The organism is Marinobacter sp. C7 (genome assembly GCF_022343555.1).
GTDB lineage: Bacteria > Pseudomonadota > Gammaproteobacteria > Pseudomonadales > Oleiphilaceae > Marinobacter.
In genome coordinates this window covers 715,033-731,546 of sequence record NZ_JAKQZH010000001.1, presented here as the reverse complement: position 1 = coordinate 731,546, position 16,514 = coordinate 715,033, and the positions used below count along the sequence as shown (strand labels likewise).

General features: G+C 57.5%; 20 protein-coding genes. 8 read left to right on the top strand and 12 right to left on the bottom strand.

From position 1 onward, the window contains the following. Positions 1 to 15 precede the first annotated feature (15 nt). The 5 genes from MD273_RS03350 to ald all read right to left on the bottom strand — a co-directional run bounded on the left by MD273_RS03350 (position 16) and on the right by ald (position 5,294). Entirely contained in the window at positions 16 to 405 is a 390-nt protein-coding gene (locus tag MD273_RS03350) for a hypothetical protein (RefSeq protein WP_239036352.1), read from the bottom strand. A 17-nt stretch (positions 406 to 422) separates the two neighbouring features. Continuing rightward, positions 423 to 1,652 (bottom strand): hypothetical protein, encoded by a 1,230-nt coding sequence (locus MD273_RS03345; RefSeq protein ID WP_239036351.1) that lies wholly within the window; start codon positions 1,650 to 1,652, stop codon positions 423 to 425. A gap of 316 nt (positions 1,653 to 1,968) precedes the next feature. Further along, positions 1,969 to 2,301, bottom strand: coding sequence for a YMGG-like glycine zipper-containing protein (locus tag MD273_RS03340; RefSeq protein WP_239036350.1), 333 nt, complete (start codon positions 2,299 to 2,301; stop codon positions 1,969 to 1,971). A gap of 367 nt (positions 2,302 to 2,668) precedes the next feature. After that, positions 2,669 to 4,057: an alanine/glycine:cation symporter family protein gene (locus tag MD273_RS03335; protein WP_239036349.1), complete on the bottom strand. Its 1,389-nt coding sequence runs from the start codon at positions 4,055 to 4,057 to the stop codon at positions 2,669 to 2,671. A 112-nt stretch (positions 4,058 to 4,169) separates the two neighbouring features. After that, positions 4,170 to 5,294 (bottom strand): alanine dehydrogenase, encoded by a 1,125-nt coding sequence (ald, locus tag MD273_RS03330; RefSeq protein ID WP_239036348.1) that lies wholly within the window; start codon positions 5,292 to 5,294, stop codon positions 4,170 to 4,172. 191 nt (positions 5,295 to 5,485) lie between these two features. Between ald and MD273_RS03325 the strand changes: the two genes are divergently transcribed. Next, complete coding sequence (locus tag MD273_RS03325; protein ID WP_502846032.1) at positions 5,486 to 5,974, top strand: Lrp/AsnC ligand binding domain-containing protein; 489 nt, start codon at positions 5,486 to 5,488, stop codon at positions 5,972 to 5,974. A gap of 108 nt (positions 5,975 to 6,082) precedes the next feature. Next, on the top strand, positions 6,083 to 7,024 hold the full coding sequence (locus tag MD273_RS03320) for a sensor domain-containing diguanylate cyclase (protein WP_239036346.1): 942 nt from the start codon (positions 6,083 to 6,085) through the stop codon (positions 7,022 to 7,024). Between the two features lie 46 nt (positions 7,025 to 7,070). On the opposite strand, the gene MD273_RS03315 is transcribed toward MD273_RS03320, so the two are convergent. Continuing rightward, positions 7,071 to 7,964 carry a metal-dependent hydrolase gene (locus tag MD273_RS03315; protein WP_239036345.1) on the bottom strand — a complete coding sequence of 298 codons (894 nt, stop codon included), beginning with the start codon at positions 7,962 to 7,964 and terminating at the stop codon, positions 7,071 to 7,073. A 202-nt stretch (positions 7,965 to 8,166) separates the two neighbouring features. On the opposite strand from MD273_RS03315, the gene MD273_RS03310 reads away from it, so the two are divergent. Then, complete coding sequence (locus tag MD273_RS03310) at positions 8,167 to 8,928, top strand: SDR family NAD(P)-dependent oxidoreductase (RefSeq protein WP_239036344.1); 762 nt, start codon at positions 8,167 to 8,169, stop codon at positions 8,926 to 8,928. A gap of 27 nt (positions 8,929 to 8,955) precedes the next feature. After that, complete coding sequence (locus MD273_RS03305; protein WP_239036343.1) at positions 8,956 to 9,600, top strand: TetR/AcrR family transcriptional regulator; 645 nt, start codon at positions 8,956 to 8,958, stop codon at positions 9,598 to 9,600. A gap of 23 nt (positions 9,601 to 9,623) precedes the next feature. On the opposite strand, the gene MD273_RS03300 is transcribed toward MD273_RS03305, so the two are convergent. The 4 genes from MD273_RS03300 to MD273_RS03285 form a co-directional block, all read right to left on the bottom strand. Then, positions 9,624 to 10,259 carry a putative outer membrane beta-barrel protein gene (locus MD273_RS03300; RefSeq protein WP_239036342.1) on the bottom strand — a complete coding sequence of 212 codons (636 nt, stop codon included), beginning with the start codon at positions 10,257 to 10,259 and terminating at the stop codon, positions 9,624 to 9,626. Between the two features lie 17 nt (positions 10,260 to 10,276). Next, positions 10,277 to 10,918 carry a DUF1294 domain-containing protein gene (locus MD273_RS19135; protein ID WP_239036341.1) on the bottom strand — a complete coding sequence of 214 codons (642 nt, stop codon included), beginning with the start codon at positions 10,916 to 10,918 and terminating at the stop codon, positions 10,277 to 10,279. A gap of 72 nt (positions 10,919 to 10,990) precedes the next feature. After that, complete coding sequence (locus MD273_RS03290; protein WP_239036340.1) at positions 10,991 to 11,320, bottom strand: thioredoxin family protein; 330 nt, start codon at positions 11,318 to 11,320, stop codon at positions 10,991 to 10,993. 152 nt (positions 11,321 to 11,472) lie between these two features. Beyond that, positions 11,473 to 12,777 (bottom strand): ferredoxin reductase family protein, encoded by a 1,305-nt coding sequence (locus MD273_RS03285; protein ID WP_239036339.1) that lies wholly within the window; start codon positions 12,775 to 12,777, stop codon positions 11,473 to 11,475. 176 nt (positions 12,778 to 12,953) lie between these two features. On the opposite strand from MD273_RS03285, the gene MD273_RS03280 reads away from it, so the two are divergent. Continuing rightward, positions 12,954 to 13,724, top strand: coding sequence for an SDR family NAD(P)-dependent oxidoreductase (locus MD273_RS03280; protein WP_239036338.1), 771 nt, complete (start codon positions 12,954 to 12,956; stop codon positions 13,722 to 13,724). A gap of 12 nt (positions 13,725 to 13,736) precedes the next feature. Here MD273_RS03280 and MD273_RS03275 read toward each other — a convergent pair whose 3' ends face one another. Further along, on the bottom strand, positions 13,737 to 14,153 hold the full coding sequence (locus MD273_RS03275; RefSeq protein WP_239036337.1) for a hypothetical protein: 417 nt from the start codon (positions 14,151 to 14,153) through the stop codon (positions 13,737 to 13,739). Between the two features lie 323 nt (positions 14,154 to 14,476). On the opposite strand from MD273_RS03275, the gene MD273_RS03270 reads away from it, so the two are divergent. From MD273_RS03270 to MD273_RS03260, 3 genes are all read left to right on the top strand, one after another. Further along, complete coding sequence (locus MD273_RS03270) at positions 14,477 to 14,968, top strand: MOSC domain-containing protein (protein WP_239036336.1); 492 nt, start codon at positions 14,477 to 14,479, stop codon at positions 14,966 to 14,968. Between the two features lie 114 nt (positions 14,969 to 15,082). Next, complete coding sequence (locus tag MD273_RS03265; RefSeq protein WP_239036335.1) at positions 15,083 to 15,427, top strand: PBPRA1643 family SWIM/SEC-C metal-binding motif protein; 345 nt, start codon at positions 15,083 to 15,085, stop codon at positions 15,425 to 15,427. Between the two features lie 29 nt (positions 15,428 to 15,456). Next, positions 15,457 to 15,897, top strand: a complete 441-nt coding sequence (locus MD273_RS03260; protein ID WP_239037603.1) for a DUF3010 family protein — start codon at positions 15,457 to 15,459, stop codon at positions 15,895 to 15,897. Between the two features lie 45 nt (positions 15,898 to 15,942). Here MD273_RS03260 and MD273_RS03255 read toward each other — a convergent pair whose 3' ends face one another. Further along, complete coding sequence (locus MD273_RS03255) at positions 15,943 to 16,398, bottom strand: metallophosphoesterase family protein (RefSeq protein ID WP_239036334.1); 456 nt, start codon at positions 16,396 to 16,398, stop codon at positions 15,943 to 15,945. Between the last annotated feature and the right edge of the window lie 116 nt (positions 16,399 to 16,514).

Genomic DNA, 16,514 nt, shown 5'->3' with positions numbered 1-16,514 from the left:
GGCTGTATCAATCCATCAACTCTCGGTGTCGCAAACATCGAAGTGCCTTGAGCGCACCGAACTCACTTCCACATGAATGTGTCGGCTGCGCAGACCGAAATCGGAGACAGCCTGCTTAACCGCGCTCTGAATCTCGAGAAAAGCCCTTTCCTCATCTTCCGGGACTACCATCAGCATGACTGCGAACACAGGCTCTTTGTGGATCGTACCACTGTACGTGTTCTTGAAGGCGTGACCATCCTCGGCCCAATAACCGGTTACCGAGGGCAAATCGTTCCCGCCCAGAATAGTGGCACCGCCAAACTGCTTTGAGAGCTGCCTGGCTATCTGTTCACTCGCCGCCGGTATCTGGTCCGGTTCCGCAGAAACGATCACCAAAAAGCGGACTCTCTCGCTGCCCGTCATTGCAAACTCCTTTTTCATCAACGCTTGGCCAGATAAATATAAACGGAGATCAGAACGAGAATGGTGCTGGACAAGGCTATGGAACCATCGGGTTGAAGCCACTCAAACACGTCCAGGACACCCGGAATGTCATCCTGGTCCAAACTCCGGGAGGCCGTCGTCAGGGAGATGAAAAGATCGATGACCGCAACCCCACCAATACCGGCGAGTATCAGCTCTACTGACCGATTAAGCTCTGCCTTTCGTGCCTCCAGAAGCCGGGCAATCCTGGAGCGTATCAGATTGGTCCGTTCCAGGGAGTTATGGATCAGCTCCTCCAGATTCCATGCCGTGTAGGCGGCTCGGACCACATTGGCCCGTTCGGCCTGAACACCGGTAATCGCCTCATTGAACTCGAGCCGGGTGAATTCCAGGTGGTCCAGGGTCCTGGTGATATCTGACATGAGACGGTGAAGGTCTCTGCTCCTGCGTCGAGCGCTTGCGTAATCGTTGAGCTCGGAATAACTGGATTTCAGGATTCCGCCATAAATGGACAGAATCGCGTTGTACAGCTGGCAAACGGACAGGCCACGCAACCAGTTATCCGCCTGAGACTCAACATCCTCGGCTATCGCCAGAATGTTCCCGGAACCAACGAACTGGCGCTCCTCAAGGAGCGCTTCCTTTGAATCCGCATAAGAAGCCCAGGTTCGCAAATGGTCCCCAAGTGGACTTTCAAGCGTGCCAGGCTGAGTGAGAACATAACGCCCCGTCCATAGCACATAGGATTCCGGCGGCTCTTCGGAGTCAAACGACACATCCCGAAAGACAGTCAGTTTCTTTGGATCCCGGAGGTACCCGAGCGAGTCGATTGACCCCGCGCGTTTATTCTTGCCAAATCCAATCGCGTATTCATGAAAGGCGGGATAGACAACTTTGTCATAAACGACTCTTGCGAGTCTTGATAGCGCCCCATCCAGTCTGTGCCCGCCGAGTAACTCACACAGCTGCGCCTCATCTGCCTGGAAAGACACATCCAGTTGAAGCAGTGCAACGGTATCGTCGTACAGGTACAGACAGCAGCGATCTATCGCCCCACCATTGTCATCGAGTAACTGACTGACCTCTGGGGGTAAGGAAACATCCTGTGTGCGAACCGAATAACAGGCAAAGGGCTGGAAGAAAGCAGGCAGGTTGTCATGCTCGAGGGTGCCGTAACCATTAGCCCAGGGCCATTGAAAGAATTCCAGGGTATCGGATTCCGACAACAACCTGCCCAAATCACTGGCAGCAGCATCGGGCGGCGTTGTTTGTTGCAAGACATCCGCGGCACGACGTTCGCTGTCTGCGCTTATGGGGGACCGTACAGGCGACAGCGTTCGCACTCTTAACATATGGATTTGTCCTATCGTACCTTCAGCGGGTTGGTCACCGATCAAAAGACCCGAAGTGTACCCCCGAAAGCGGCGGATTGGACAGTGTGATCCATCAGAGCCCGGAACGGCGACACCTCACCGCTCCGTTCTTCATCCTTTTACCGACCTTGGCGCAGCCGGCGAGATCAAATTGCAGGCGTGTCCCGCCTCAGCAGTTGCCTTTTTTCGCCTGGCCCGGCGGGCAGAAATGGCCACCGGACTTACGGTAAGACCGGCGATCGTCATAATCATAGTCATGATGACGGCGATCATCGTGGCGATAGTATTCTCTATGATCTTTGGTGGTAATGGCTGTTCCAGTTGCCGCACCAACGGCACCGCCGAGAATAGCACCGTCCCTGCCACCTACCTCGTTGCCGATGGCAGCCCCAATCGCTCCGCCAATACCACCACCCAGCGCGGCGTCGGCTGTGTCATCCGCAACAGCACCCAATGAGGTGGCACTCAGAGATAAAAAAACGAGCAGTGATTTCATATTCATTGATGTAAATCCCGTTGTTCAGGTGGTCTGACCTGCCCCGTGAGAGGGGAAGGAATCCAATGTCACCATCGTCCCATCAGTCACGTACCAGGTTTGTGAACTACTCCGAGAATATCAGAAATACACGCGACACCACCCTTACCTTTTATTTATATTTCAATATGTTACAAAGCGTAAAGAATACACATTACTCATGAATCGGACCTGAACAAGACGCTCGCACTCTACCTCCTATTCAGCCGTTATCCGGACCAACCGGAACCTGAGAGCCCGGGGTAAACACTCATAACGATTTAAAAGAACAGGGGGCAGACTGACCCTCCCGAAGTCAACCCGCCCCCTTTTGGTCATGCGCCAGCGTCTGGCCTCAGGAACCGGTTCCCGAGGATTCCACGGGCACACCCAGCGTCTGGCGATCGAAGTAGTCCCGGGTCAGCCGGAAGACCACCGGGCTGAGGGCAACGATGGCAATCAGGTTGGGCAATGCCATCAGCGCATTCAGCGTATCGGCCACCAACCAGACAAAATCCAGGCTGAGAACCGCCCCCAGGGGAACGGCGAGAATCCACAGCACCCGAAACGGCTTGATCGCACGGGTACCAAACAGGAACTCCACGCATTTCTCGCCATAGAACGACCAGCCCAGGATCGTGCTGAAGGCGAACAACGCCAGCGCGATGGCGACCAGGTAGTTCCCCACCCCCGGCAAGGCGAGACCGAAAGCCGCCGAAGTCAGTGCGGCTCCGGACTCGCCGGAATCCCAGATACCGGAGGTAACAATCACCAGGCCGGTGACCGAGCACACGACAAGGGTGTCCAGCAAGGTACCGAGCATGGCAATCAGGCCCTGGCGAACCGGGTCCCGGGTCCTGGCCGCCGCATGGGCGATGGGAGCAGAGCCCAGGCCGGCCTCGTTGGAGAACACGCCCCGGGCGACACCGAAGCGAATGGCCGCCCAAACGGCCGCCCCTGCAAAACCACCTTGCGCGGCGTGCCCGGAAAAAGCGCTTTCAAGGATCAGGGCCATGGCCGGGCCGATCTGATCGGCATTGATGGCAAGCACCACCAGGCCGGCCAGAATGTAGGCGACGGCCATAAACGGCACCAGTTTTCCGGCCACTGAACCGATTCGCCGAATGCCTCCCATCAGCACGGCTCCAACCAGTACCATCGCCACCAGGCCGGTCACCAGTTCGGGTACCCCAAAGTTGGTTTCAATAACCTGGGCAATGGAGTTGGATTGAACCGTGTTACCAATGCCAAATCCGGCCACGGCACCAAAGATCGCAAACGCTGAACCCAGCCAGGCCCATCGCCGGCCAAGACCGTTCCTCAGGTAGTACATCGGGCCCCCGACGTGGTTGCCCTCCTCATCCACTTCACGGAACCGCACGGCCAGCACCGCTTCCGAATACTTGGTGGCCATACCCACCAGGGCGGTCACCCACATCCAGAAAAGCGCTCCCGGGCCGCCCAGGAACACAGCCGTGGCAACACCCGCAATATTCCCGGTGCCCACTGTGGCGGCCATGGCGGTCATCAGTGCCTGGAAAGGCGACACCTCACCGGTCTGCTCTTCATCCTTACCGGTCTTCACGCCACCGGCGAGCAGCTTAAAACCCGTGCCGATGCGCAGTATTGGCATCAGTTTCAGGCCAAGACTCATAAAAAAGCCCACGCCCAGGATGAGAATGAGCATGGGCCAACCCCAGACGATGGCGTTAATGTCTCCTAATACAGAGCTCACGATGTCCATTGGATCAATACCTCTTGTTGTTGTCGTATGGTGCGAAGAGCGTTATCAAACATGCCGATAACAAACGATGGAAAAGCGATTCCGTGGGCGAGACCCACAGAATCGGGAACAATCAGTGCATCAGTGCCAGCCCCTGCTCAGGGGTAATGGATTCGATACCCTGGGCAGCACCCACCGACGGGCAGGTGAGCACGCCATTAACCGCATTCAATCCGTTCAGCAGCCCTGAACTGTCCGCAAGTGCCCGGGGTGCACCTTTATTGGCGATCTGAAGGACATAGGGCAAAGTGGCGTTGTTCAGGGCGTAGCTGGAGGTTCGGGCCACCGCTCCGGGCATGTTGGCCACGCAATAATGGACGACATCCTCCACGATGAAGGTGGGCTCGGCGTGGGTGGTCGGGGCTGAGGTTTCAAAGCAGCCGCCCTGGTCAATGGCCACATCCACCACCGCCGCGCCGGGCTTCATGCGGGAAATCAGTTCGCGGCTGACCAGTTTGGGTGCAGCAGCCCCCGGAATCAGCACACCACCAATGACCAGGTCCGCCTGCGTAACGGCGTCTTCAACAGCCTTCGAGGAAGAAAACAGGGTCTGGACCCGATTGCCAAACACCGCATCGAATCGGCGCAACACGGAGATGGACGTGTCCAGCACAATGACACGGGCTCCCATCCCGACCGCCATCTGGGTGGCATTGAAGCCCACCACGCCACCGCCAATCACCACCACCGTGGCAGCGTTCACACCGGGAACACCACCGAGCAGCAGCCCCCGACCTTCCCGGGAACTCTCCAGGCAATGAGCGCCTGCCTGGATACTCATACGACCCGCCACTTCCGACATGGGCGCCAACAACGGTAGCGCACCGTTGCTGTCAGTCACGGTTTCGTAGGCGATGCAGGTCGCGCCGCTAGCCAGGAGGTCTTTGGTTTGAGGTACATCCGGAGCCAGATGCAGGTAGGTAAACAGCGTGTGGTGAGGCCGCAGCAGGGCCCGTTCGCAGGCCTGTGGCTCCTTGACCTTGACGATCATCTCCGCCTGTTCGAAGACGGCTTCCGCCGAGGGCACAAGCCTGGCGCCTGCTGATTCGTATTGTTCATCGGTAAGATCGATACCCGCACCGGCGCCGGCCTGCACCACCACCGAATGGCCCTGGGCAACCAGCTCATGGACCGCCTCTGGGGTCAGTCCAACCCGGAATTCATTGTTTTTGATCTCTTTGGGTACACCCACAATCATAGGCTTTTTGCTCCTGTCGGGCAGTGAATGAACGCGACCTGGGGGGTCACGCTGACGTTTAAAAGTCTAAACAGGGCCGACAGGATAAAATCCCGAATAAAACTACTAATTCATTATTTGATCCTTTTGTTTTCTCAACTACAGTATTTTCTTCTATCTCGACGAAACTTACTGGTATGAGGAGCAACGCCATGCGGAAACTGGACCGTATCGACCTGGCCATCCTGGACGAGCTGCAGAACAACTCGAAGATCACCAATCACGAGCTGTCCAACCGGGTGAACCTGAGCCCGACTCCGTGCCTCGAAAGGGTCCGGAAGCTCGAACACGACGGCTATATCAAGAACTACCGAGCCATCCTCAACGCCCGTAAGTTGGGCATTGGCCTCACGGTTTTTGTCGAGATCAGCCTGACCCGAACCGGCCCGGACGTGTTCGCACAGTTCAAGGAGGCGGCCATGGACGTTCCGGAAGTACAGGAGTGCCACCTGGTTTCCGGCAACTTTGATTACCTGATCAAGGCCCGGGTGGCTGATGTCGAACACTACCGTTCGCTGCTGGGCGCAACCATCCTGGCACTACCGGGAGTGAACGATTCCCGGAGTTACATCGTCATGGAGACCGTGAAGGAAGGGCAGGTGCTGAGCATGAAGAGTGTTACCGAGCATGGCGTCGGCTGATGAAGCGGATGGAAAAGATCCATTTCCCGTTGTGTTAGTCATTCTGCCCCATTCCGCCTATAGTAATGAATATATGTTCACAGTTTCTTTTGCAGGTTCTCCTTGACCATGCCCGCCGAGAAAAACGTCGACCGGCTTACAACGACTTCCAGTAGTCTTTTGCCATTACTTGATGCTTTGCCTGATGCCGTGGTTATCGTCGACACTGACCACCGAATTGCTCTGGCGAACTCCCGTGCCGAGGAAATGTTCGGGCACCCTGTCGATACTCTGAAAGGTTCAGATCTGTCGATGATTATCCCGGCGCTTCACCGGGGTACGCACTGGCAACGTGTCAGTCACTATTTCCGGAACCCCACGCCCCGCCCCATGGGCGCGAATAAAAAGTTTTGCGGAGTTCACGCCGATGGCACGGAGATTCCCGTCGATATCATGATCAATACGATCATTCTGGATGGCGTGCGGGTTGCCATGGCGGTTGTCAGGGATGTGTCCTACCAGAGAGAACTGGAAGAACGGCTGATCCGGGAATCCCTGACGGACGGAATGACAGGCTTCTTCAACCGGAAACATTTCAACAATCAGTTGAAGGCCGATCATTCCCATTTCATGCGGTCAGGTTTGCCCTCCTCCGTCATCATGTTCGATTTCGATAGCTTCAAGAGCATCAATGATAAGTACGGCCACGCCGCCGGTGACATCGTACTTATCGATAGCGCAACGATGATCGAGGGAGAGCTCCGGCCATCGGACGTTGCCTGCCGTATTGGCGGAGAAGAGTTTGCCATCATTCTGCCAGATACACCGATAAAGAATGCGATGGCACTGGCAGAACGTATTCGCACAAAGATCGAAGGCATGGAGTTCAGGCTCGAGGGCACAGACTTTCATGCAACCGTCACGCTGAGCGTGGCCTCGTTCCTGCCATCGGACACATCTTACGAATCACTGGTCAGAAGGGCTGACAAAGCGCTTTATGTTGGCAAAGCTGCCGGGCGTAACTGTGTTGCTACGCAGGAGTCCCTGGCGGAAGTACCAGAACCAGAGTGAGCACCCCTGCCGGCCAGCCTCCATAGTCAGCGGAAAAAGAGCACCATCAGGAAGCCTTTTTCATCACCGGTGCCAGCCACTTGCGCTTAGCCTTCTCCACGAGGTCCCGGGCATCGTGATTCCAGGGGTGGAAACCGGGGCTGTAGTACTTGAAGTAAGACGGCAAGAGCTTGCGGAAAACGCCGGGCTTGCCCCACATGTAATTGAGTCCGCCCAGCCAGGACTTCAGGTTGAACAGCTGGCCGTCTTCTTTCATAAGCTGAACCAGGTGAATCCCGGCGAACAGCGGGAACATCACACTCACCGCCATCATTTCCGTCACGCGCACAAACTCGCTGCCGCCAATGCTCTTGTAGACATCAAACGCCACGGCCTTGTGCTCGGATTCCTCGATCGCGTGCCAGGCCCAAATGGGCGCCATGCGCGGGTCCATTTCCTCCAGCGCGTTGTATTTCAGGAGAAACTCCTCGGCCAACAGGGCGGTGAAATGCTCCACGGCCACCGTGTGGGCCAGCTGACGCTCGGGGCTGAAGTGCTTGCGCATCCAGTTCATCAGATCCTGGATCTCCCGCTCCAGCCGATCAAGGTTGATACCGCGCTCCTGCATATGACCATTGAGGGCCTTGTGTTCCTTCGAATGGTGAGCCTCCTGACCAATAAAACCGCGCACCGCCGCTTTCAGTTCGGGGTCCGTGATCTGATTCTGGTAATGGCGTACCGAATCGATAAAGAAGCGCTCACCGGGCGGAAAACTGGACGACAGTGCGGCCAGCAAAAGCGTTTTGGCCGGGTCGTTGTCCCACCAGTATTTGGGCACGTCGTCGGCCAGATCAAAATCCGGCTGCCGCACTTCGGGGATCATACCCTTGGGAGTGGTCGCGCGAGCGGCATTGCTCGCCGAAATCGGGTGAACGTCCGCGTTTGTCTTCGTGGCAATCATGATGAGCCCCCGGTAAACGTAATGTCTGTGAGGTCATGATACGGGCGGAAAGTTCACGGCCGTGAGAGGACAAGGGGACAATGTACTTGTCATTAATGGCCAATTTGGCGAAGCCACCCAGCTTAAGTAACCAATGGTTATTTACAGATCTCGACTGCCCGATTAAATTAAGTGACCATCGTTCACTTAAACGGAGAAAGTCATGTCGTATGTGGTTATTACCGGCGCCAGTGCCGGCATTGGCGAGTGCTTCGCCCGGGCACTGGCAGCTGAAAAGCAAAACCTGATTCTGGTGGCCCGGCGGGAAGAGCGCTTGAACAGGCTGGCCGCCGAGTTGAAACAGCAGCATGGGATCGAGGCCATTGTCCTGAAGGCCGATCTGGCGGATCAGGCTGGCGCAGACGACCTGGCCCGGCAAATCCACGACGGCGGCTGGGCGCTGTCCGGCCTGATCAACAACGCGGGCTTTGGCGACCGCGGTGCCTTTGCCGATCTCACCCTCGAACGTCAGCTGGCGATGATTCAGGTAAACATTACCTCCCTGGTCTCCCTGACCTGGCAATTGCTCCCATCCCTTCGCAAACAGCGGGGAAGTTTTGTCATCAATGTGGCCTCCACCGCGGCGTTCCAGGCCGGGCCAAATATGGCCATCTACTACGCCACCAAGGCCTTCGTACTCTCCTTCTCCGAGGCACTGCACGAAGAGCTGAGGGATTCAGGCGTTGCCGTGAGCACGCTGTGCCCGGGCGCCACCGATTCGGAGTTCGCACAAGAAGCCAACATGACCGACACCAAGCTGTTCAAAGCCGGCACCATGACGGCGGATGCGGTTGTGAAGAGGTCCCTGGCGCAGCGCCGCAAAGCTATTGTCATTCCGGGGCTGCGCAACCTGCTGATGGTCTGGTCTGGTAAACTCTCGCCCCGAACCGTGACACGACGGCTGGCCGGCTGGCTGCAGGCCTGACAGTGGCCAACGAGCGAGTACTTTGAGGTGGTTTTGAAGCACAGATTATGCGGTGGTAAACAGCGCGCCCGGTCACAGTCGGACAAGGCGCTCCGCGAACAACAGATTCTCGATGCGGCGGAAAGCCTGTTTCTGGCGCATCGATTCCACGGCCTGACTCTGGCGGATGTCGCCCGCGAAACCGGGGTCACCAAAGCCGCGTTGTATCGTTATTTCCGCAGCAAGGAGTTGCTGTTCATTGCCGTGTACCGTCGCGCCATGGCGGGCTGGGTCTCGGACGTTGAAACAACAGGCCCAGAGGGCTTCCCTGACCGGTTCATTGACCGCATTCTGGCCCACCCGGTGTTCTGCGGCCTGACCGCCATCCTTCACATTGCCCTCGAAACCGGCCTGAGCGAGGAGGAGGCCCGGGAATTCAAACTGTTCCTGCTGGCCCAGACCCGCCGCATCACGGCCGTTATCGCTGCGGCGACCGATCAGGACGAAGCCGCCTGCCTGCGATACCTGATGCAATGCCAGCAGGCGTTGATCGGCTGCTGGCATATGTCCCATCCGCCGGAGCCGGCCCGCAAAGCCATGCAGGTGGAGCCGTTGACCGTGTTCCAGATGGATTTTTCAGAGACTCTGCGCCGACACCTCGGCATTCTGACCGAGGCGTTTATTCGGCAGTAGTGCGGGGCTGGAGCTGATCGGGATCACAGGCTATAACGATAGCCCACCGTTACAGCATCAAAACTGTCACTGCGATCAAAATCCAGCTCGATACTGTGATGTTCCCTGAACCAAAGCGCCGCACCTATTGACGTCGTACTGTCAGAATTATCCTCATCGGTATCCGAAAAGCCGCCGCTGATCTCAAGGGCACCCGGCACAACCCAGATACGGGTAAACAGGCCGTACGATAAAGCGCTGTCGTCTTCGGTAACACAGAAGTTATCCACACAGGCTTCGACCTCACTCCTGACAAAGCCAATGCTGGGGAAAATGTCCACACGGTCCCCAATGGGAACAGGCACCAACACGCTCAAGCCGACCGACGTGCCAGTGATCTCGGTGCGATTGCCTTCGTTGGCTATAACATCCAGTGCAGCCCCAATCGCCAGATGGTCAGCCAGCTGGAGCGAGCCATTGATGCCCGCAGCCCCAAAGTCGTCATACACCTCATCCAGAACAACGATCTCCTGATCCGGCGTTACCCGCCCCAAATAACCGCCAACGGTACTGTATGAAAAATTGCTTTTGCCAATACCGGATTGGGATTCTTGCGCCATGAGCGGACTGGCTGTCATCGTGAGAACCGCCGCAAGGGCTACCGCATTCCTGTTTTGCATTGTGTTTCCTCTTGTTGCTACCTTCCAAACCACAGCAAAGACTTCTCCAAATCAAAGCCCAATTGTTGTCGCCAACTCATCGCCTCGGGCGCTAAGAGCAGCCAACCCAGAGCGCCCAGATTAGCCGGGACAGCCAGCCAGAATACGAACTGGTAGCTCCCCTTCCGCGTCTTGTGCCGAAAAACCTGCTGGGCCATCAGCGCACCGGGCCAGCCACAACAAAGCTCAAAGAGGTGCAGCGTGTTTTCGGCGATGCGTTGGTCACCCAGTTGCGCCGCCCGCTTATCGATCCAGTACATCACAAACAACACCAGACTGACTCCGGCGTACGCAGCGAGAACCGTAACCGGCAGATAACCTCGATGGAACAGGCCAGTCAGCATCGCGAAAAACATCAGCACAACAGCCGCCGCCACCAAGACTCCAGGAGCCACACTGGCGCCAACTCTGGCCGCTCCCGCATACTGGAACCGCCCTGCTCTCGGCCGGCCCTGATCGCCCCTCGTGAGGCTGTAAGTCACCTTGCGATTGGAAACCGGCCGGCCCCGGCCCGCATAGCTGCTGATATGCGCGAAGACCCGTTCACCACCGCCCTCAGGCTTAATAAAGCCAAATCCCTTGGCGTCATTCCAGGCGGTGAGTAATCCTTTCTGTTTCACTGAACCTTCCCTCGGAGCGGTAAACGTTTTTGGGGCCGGAAACGCAGATGGGGGTTTACTCCGTTACTGCGCTCAAATCACGAGCCCATAAGGCCGCTCCAGAGCCGAGCGCACCTCGCCGATGGAAAACACCCTCGCGAATTCCGCGAATCGCTGCCCGCCAAACCACAGTTGAACCACAGGCAGAGAAAAAATGCCGCGGGCCGCACACACCGGCGCGGCGGCTTCCTGGCAGTCAATGTAGGCCGTCACCAGTTTCGGGAACTCGTCATTCGCGAGCTTGTCGAGCTGAGGCTTGATGGCCTGGCAGACGCCGCAGTGCGGTCCGCCAAAGAGCAAAAGAACCGCCGGGTTCGATTGCAGCAATTCCGACAAGGCTTCTTCTGAGCAAACGTTGATCACCGTGACACCCTGATAAGCATGATTGGTTCAATTTTAATTCGCCAGCCCTCAATCAGCGCAACACAAAAACCAGCAGAATCAGGACCAAGGTGATATTCAGCCCCCAGATGACCAGAGAAAGCCGCCGCCGCTGAGTCAACCGCTTGATGGGATTAGTCATAGCTGAACCGCTCCGAGAGAATCCGGTGAGCAGGCGTGCCCCGCTGGATCAGATGATCTTCAACCACATCCATCATGATTCCCGGCCCGCACATCACAAAGACCCAGTCGCGGAACTCGTTCTCTGAAAACACGCGATCCATCAGCGCTCCATCAATGAAACCTGTCTCTCCCTGCCAGTCTTCGGGCGGTTCCGACAGTACGTAGACCACCCCCTCATCACCCAACTCTTCATGATAGGCAATCTGCTCGACGATCCGGTTTCCGTAGATCAGCTTCACCTTGCGCGAATCGCCGGTCAGGCGCATTTGCCGGAGTATGCCCAGAAGTGGCGCAAGGCCAACGCCACCGGCAATGAGCGCGACACCGGGTTCCTCGCAACCATCGACCGTCAGGTTGCCATAGGGGCCGTCCAGATAGGCGACGGTTTCAGGTTTTATCTCGCCAATGGTTCGCGTGAAGTCGCCAAGCTCCTTGATCATGAAGGAGACGTCCGGCCCGGCCGCTGGCGCGGAGGAAATGGAGAACGGGTTTTCTCTCATCGAGAAGGGGCAGTGACCCACGTTCAGCCAGACGAATTGCCCGGCCTGGTAATCCAGACCACGATGACCATCGGGTGTAACGGTCACTTCCCATTGCTTTGGCGTCAACCGGACCACGGAAGTCACGCGCCAGGGGCGAGCCTTCTGCAGCCAGGGAACCACCAGATAAACCATCAGCAGCGACCCAACCGCCACGCCTGTCATGACCAGCCACACCCAGGTCATCACCGGCTGCGACCCGTAACGCCCGCCATACACGGTATGGTGCAACAGAAGTACCGCGATCAGGAGCGCGCCAATCCCGTGTAACAGGCGCCAGATCTCATACCGGTAGCCCAGCTGGTTGCGGCCGATGGCCATGACAACGAGCCCTGCAAGCAGCAGCCAGGCGGCAATGCCGGTCGTCAGATCGGAAAAGTCGGTTGTGAGCGTCAATTGCCGCGTGGGGTCCCAGGGCCGCTCACCCCCTGTCGGCGTGCCCTGGTAAAGAAACGGGTGCAGCACCGCAAAGACCAGGGCTGTGCGGGCCATGATCTGGTGAAACCGCATGGTCACATCCATGCCAACGTCATTGGAAATCGCCTTGAAACGGCCGGACAGGATGAATTCCACGAGGATCATCGAGAAGGCAAGAATGCCAAGACCGGAGGCCAGTTCCTGGTGGAACTCGCGTGGCGGGCCGCCGAGCCAGGCAGACAGGAGCAAGGGCAAAGTGACGGCGACGAGGTACGCAACAATCAAGAAGAGCGGTTTCATCTGGCTAGTCTGTTTCCTTTCCTCTGGCCATTTAATTTATTCTGCCTGATGAAACCCGGACAGAATTTTCTCCAGGATCAGAGCAGATCTGTCCCTGTTTTCCTCATATCCGCGTTTCGGCGTAAAGTAGCTGGAGCTTCGAGCCACTGGCGCGACCAGAGGCGAGACCAAACCTAATGGAAATACGGGAGCATTCTATCATGTTTGATTTCCAGGGCCGGCGCGTCATCGTCGCTGGCGGCAGCAAAGGTATTGGCCGGGCCATCGCGCTGGGATTTGTCCGGGCCGGGGCCAGCGTTTCCGTTTGCGCGCGCGGGCAGGCGTCGCTGGACGCCCTGGCGCAAGAAGTGGCAGCCGAGGGGCTGGCGCTGCATGTGGCCCCGTGCGACATCGGCGACAAGGCTGCGCTGGAAGCCTATCTGCAGAGCGCCATGGAGGAACTGGGTGGCCTGGACGTGCTGGTCAATTGCGCCTCGGCCTTCGGGCGGGAGGACAACGAAGAAGGCTGGCTGAGCAGCGTTGAGGTGGATCTGATGGGCACGGTCCGCGCCGGCCATATCTGCCTGCCGGCGCTCAAGGAAACCGGGGGCACGATCATCAACATTGCCTCCATCGCCGCCCTGCACGCCTCGACCCGCACCGCTCCCTACGCGGCGATCAAGGCCGCCGTCGCTCATTACACGTCCAGCCTCGCGGTGGCCATGGCCCCGTACAAAGTGCGTGTGAATGGCATTGCGCCAGGCTCGATCGAGTTTCCGGGTGGCGTCTGGGATCAGGCCCGCCAGAACAATCCGGAGCTCTACGACCGTATTCGCGGCGGGATCCCCTTCGGGCGCCTGGGCACGCCGGAGGAAGTGGCCGACGTGGCATTGTTCCTCGCCTCCGACCTGGCCCGCTGGATAACCGGCCAGACGCTGGTGGTGGACGGCGGCCAGGTTCTGTCCTGAGGCGCCAACGCCTCACCTGATCCGCGACTTCAGCGTCTCTGGCCGGAAAAGTGCCGTGCCCAACACCAGAAAAAACGCGGCCAGCACAAACACCTTGTTCACGAACCAGTTCGTGCGCCAGATCGACCACTCCGGCTCCGCCAGGAACCAGATGAACAGAGTGGTGATGATCAGGATTTCCACCACAGACATACCAAGGGCCAGCAGGCGCGTATACCAGGGCCTTGCCACCAACGCCCAGGCCAGCCAGAGGTGCGCAACCGGCCACAGATCCCAGTAGATATAGGTTGCCCATGCCTCATTGCTGGCCATCGCAAAGCCGATCGGGAAAAGGTATTTAATAAAAATGGTCCAGGCCACAAGGATCACGAACAGATGTGCGAGAAACCTGACCCAGGGGCTCTGAACATTTTCAATGGGCGATGTCATTACCGCGCTCCCTCCGGCGAGTTCCGGTTAAAGCTTACCAGCGATGATCGCTGACCAGCAGTCTGACCCGACGGGGGCATCGTAATCTGGTGGGAATGTGTGAAAGTCGGGTACGGTCGATCTTATGAAATACGAACACGCCATTGTGAAATTTGACGGAGACGTTGCCATCCTGCTCTGCAACGGCTGCGGCATCACGATCGCAGAGGGCACCAAACACGAGGACCGTGAGCACTACTGTACGATGTGCATGAGCGGCAATTGCAAAGCAAAGTTCAAAAAAGGGAATTAAGGAGCTGGTTCCCCTGTGTACGAGCGCGCTGATGTCTGAATCAACCCCACTTCAAACCCTGCTAGACACCCTCCCCCAATGCGGTCGCGTGGAATGGATTGGAATCCGCCCCGCACGCGGTGAGCCAATGCAGGCGCTCGACAGCGTGGCGATAACCCCTGGCAACGGCCTGGAGGGAGACCGATTCAAGGGTCGCGAAACCAGCAAACGGCAGGTAACCCTGATCCAGCAAGAACACCTGCACGCGATTGCGTCCTGCCTTCACCGTGAGGCCATCGCACCCGAGGTTTTCCGGCGCAACATCGTGGTGTCTGGCCTGAACCTGCTGGCCCTCAAGGGCAAGCAATTCCGAATCGGCAACGTGGTGCTGGAATACACCGGTCTCTGCCATCCCTGCAGCAAAATGGAAACGTCACTGGGGCCTGGCGGTTACAACGCCATGCGCGGGCACGGAGGAATCACAACGCGGGTGGTTGAAGCGGGTGAGATTGCCCTTGGGGACGACGTCCAGGCCTGTCTATAATCACGTTTCACTGAGAATGGATGTCCCGGTTTTCCCTATATCCCCGTTCCCGCGAACATGCTAAAAGACTCCACCCGGCAGTAGCCTGGGCATTCTCCCCTTCAGGATATCAGCATGTCAGATAAATTTTTCTACAAGGGCCGGCAGGACGCACGCCAGCACCACACCGCTTACGGCGGCTTTCAGACCAACGCCAGCCAGAAGAGTGGCAGCAGGAAGTATCCGCTAACGCTGGTGGTGACCAGTGAAGCGCGCAAGCAGGAGGTTGAAGCACAGGTGGCCGAGGCGAAACTGCACGCGACTATTTCGGTGGATACCCGCGAGGGCGCCGTTGAATCCATCAACGAACTCACCGCTATCCTGAATAAAGGAAGGACAGTCACCACCGTAAAATCGCCCTCCCGCAACGCCGTCTGCACCTGCGGTAGCGGTATCAAATTCAAGAAGTGCTGTGGCTGACGACAGCTGAAAAAGAGAGGGAAATGGCTATGATTGTTTGCGGAGTTGCGCTGACTGGCAGCGATGCGGTGGTGTGTTTCCTGAATATGGACAGGGGGCAATTCAACCTGCCGGAGTGCAAGGTGCGCAAGCTGTCACTGCCGAAAAACCATAGCCGTGAGGACCTGAAGCGCTTCCAGGCGGCCTTTTCGGAGTTGATGGCCGAATACGGGGTCACTACTGTCGCGATCAAAGAACGGATGCCAAAAGGCAAATTTGCCGGTGGTGCCATCAGCTTCAAAATGGAAGCGGCCATTCAACTGATCACCGGTATTGAGTTGACGGTGACTCTGCTGCCCCCGGCGCTGATCAAATCCTCCCTGGCCTCCAACCCGCTGCCCATCGCTTTTGCCGATACGGGGTTGAAGGCGTTTCAGGAAACGGCGTTTATCGCGGCCTATGTGGGACAGCTGCAGGGTCAGCGAAGCTGAACGTGTGTTCTCAGAGAATAGATTTCTACCGGTTTCCCCAACGGATCAAACTGGCAGTTCAACAATCTCACCAACCACACCGTCTTCGCTCACCTGCAGCCGCCCCACCGTGATCGGCAGAGTAAAACGCCGGGGCCCGGCGCCACCTGGATTGAAATAAAGCACATCGCCAATCCATTCATTACGGGGTTTGTGGGAATGGCCGGCGATCACCACGCGGTAAAGGCCTTGCGGATCGATGTCGAGGGTTTTGATGTCGTGGAGCATGTAAAAAGCGTGGCCGAGGAATTCCAGATCCTGAATATCAGGAAGAGAGGCTGCGCGGCCTGTTTTGTCGATATTGCCGCGAATCGCAACCAAGGGGGCGATCGCCTCCAGCGCTTCCAGAACCTCGTCCCGCCCAACGTCACCGGCGTGAAGGATCAAATCCGAGCCTTTCAATACGTCCAGAGCCTCGGGACGCATTTTGCTGTGGGTGTCAGCGATCACTCCGATTTGCATGCTTAACCCCCCTCTAATCCTTCAATGACGCCCATCCGGCCCGTGTGCGTGGCCATGCAGGTAAGCGTTGCTATAGTGAAACAAGACCATCTGATTCTCAATCTGGGTCACCACAG

What these genes read in the sequence shown, in the direction of transcription:
- MD273_RS03350 (WP_239036352.1), bottom strand. Translation starts at nt 405, where the DNA reads ATGACGGGCAGCGAGAGAGTCCGCTTTTTGGTGATCGTTTCTGCGGAA.
- MD273_RS03340 (WP_239036350.1), bottom strand. Translation starts at nt 2,301, where the DNA reads ATGAATATGAAATCACTGCTCGTTTTTTTATCTCTGAGTGCCACCTCA.
- MD273_RS03335 (WP_239036349.1), bottom strand. Translation starts at nt 4,057, where the DNA reads ATGGACATCGTGAGCTCTGTATTAGGAGACATTAACGCCATCGTCTGG.
- ald (WP_239036348.1), bottom strand. Translation starts at nt 5,294, where the DNA reads ATGATTGTGGGTGTACCCAAAGAGATCAAAAACAATGAATTCCGGGTT.
- MD273_RS03325 (WP_502846032.1), top strand. Translation starts at nt 5,486, where the DNA reads ATGCGGAAACTGGACCGTATCGACCTGGCCATCCTGGACGAGCTGCAG.
- MD273_RS03320 (WP_239036346.1), top strand. Translation starts at nt 6,083, where the DNA reads ATGCCCGCCGAGAAAAACGTCGACCGGCTTACAACGACTTCCAGTAGT.
- MD273_RS03315 (WP_239036345.1), bottom strand. Translation starts at nt 7,964, where the DNA reads ATGATTGCCACGAAGACAAACGCGGACGTTCACCCGATTTCGGCGAGC.
- MD273_RS03310 (WP_239036344.1), top strand. Translation starts at nt 8,167, where the DNA reads ATGTCGTATGTGGTTATTACCGGCGCCAGTGCCGGCATTGGCGAGTGC.
- MD273_RS03300 (WP_239036342.1), bottom strand. Translation starts at nt 10,259, where the DNA reads ATGCAAAACAGGAATGCGGTAGCCCTTGCGGCGGTTCTCACGATGACA.
- MD273_RS03285 (WP_239036339.1), bottom strand. Translation starts at nt 12,777, where the DNA reads ATGAAACCGCTCTTCTTGATTGTTGCGTACCTCGTCGCCGTCACTTTG.
- MD273_RS03280 (WP_239036338.1), top strand. Translation starts at nt 12,954, where the DNA reads ATGGAAATACGGGAGCATTCTATCATGTTTGATTTCCAGGGCCGGCGC.
- MD273_RS03275 (WP_239036337.1), bottom strand. Translation starts at nt 14,153, where the DNA reads ATGACATCGCCCATTGAAAATGTTCAGAGCCCCTGGGTCAGGTTTCTC.
- MD273_RS03270 (WP_239036336.1), top strand. Translation starts at nt 14,477, where the DNA reads ATGTCTGAATCAACCCCACTTCAAACCCTGCTAGACACCCTCCCCCAA.
- MD273_RS03265 (WP_239036335.1), top strand. Translation starts at nt 15,083, where the DNA reads ATGTCAGATAAATTTTTCTACAAGGGCCGGCAGGACGCACGCCAGCAC.
- MD273_RS03260 (WP_239037603.1), top strand. Translation starts at nt 15,457, where the DNA reads ATGATTGTTTGCGGAGTTGCGCTGACTGGCAGCGATGCGGTGGTGTGT.
- MD273_RS03255 (WP_239036334.1), bottom strand. Translation starts at nt 16,398, where the DNA reads ATGCAAATCGGAGTGATCGCTGACACCCACAGCAAAATGCGTCCCGAG.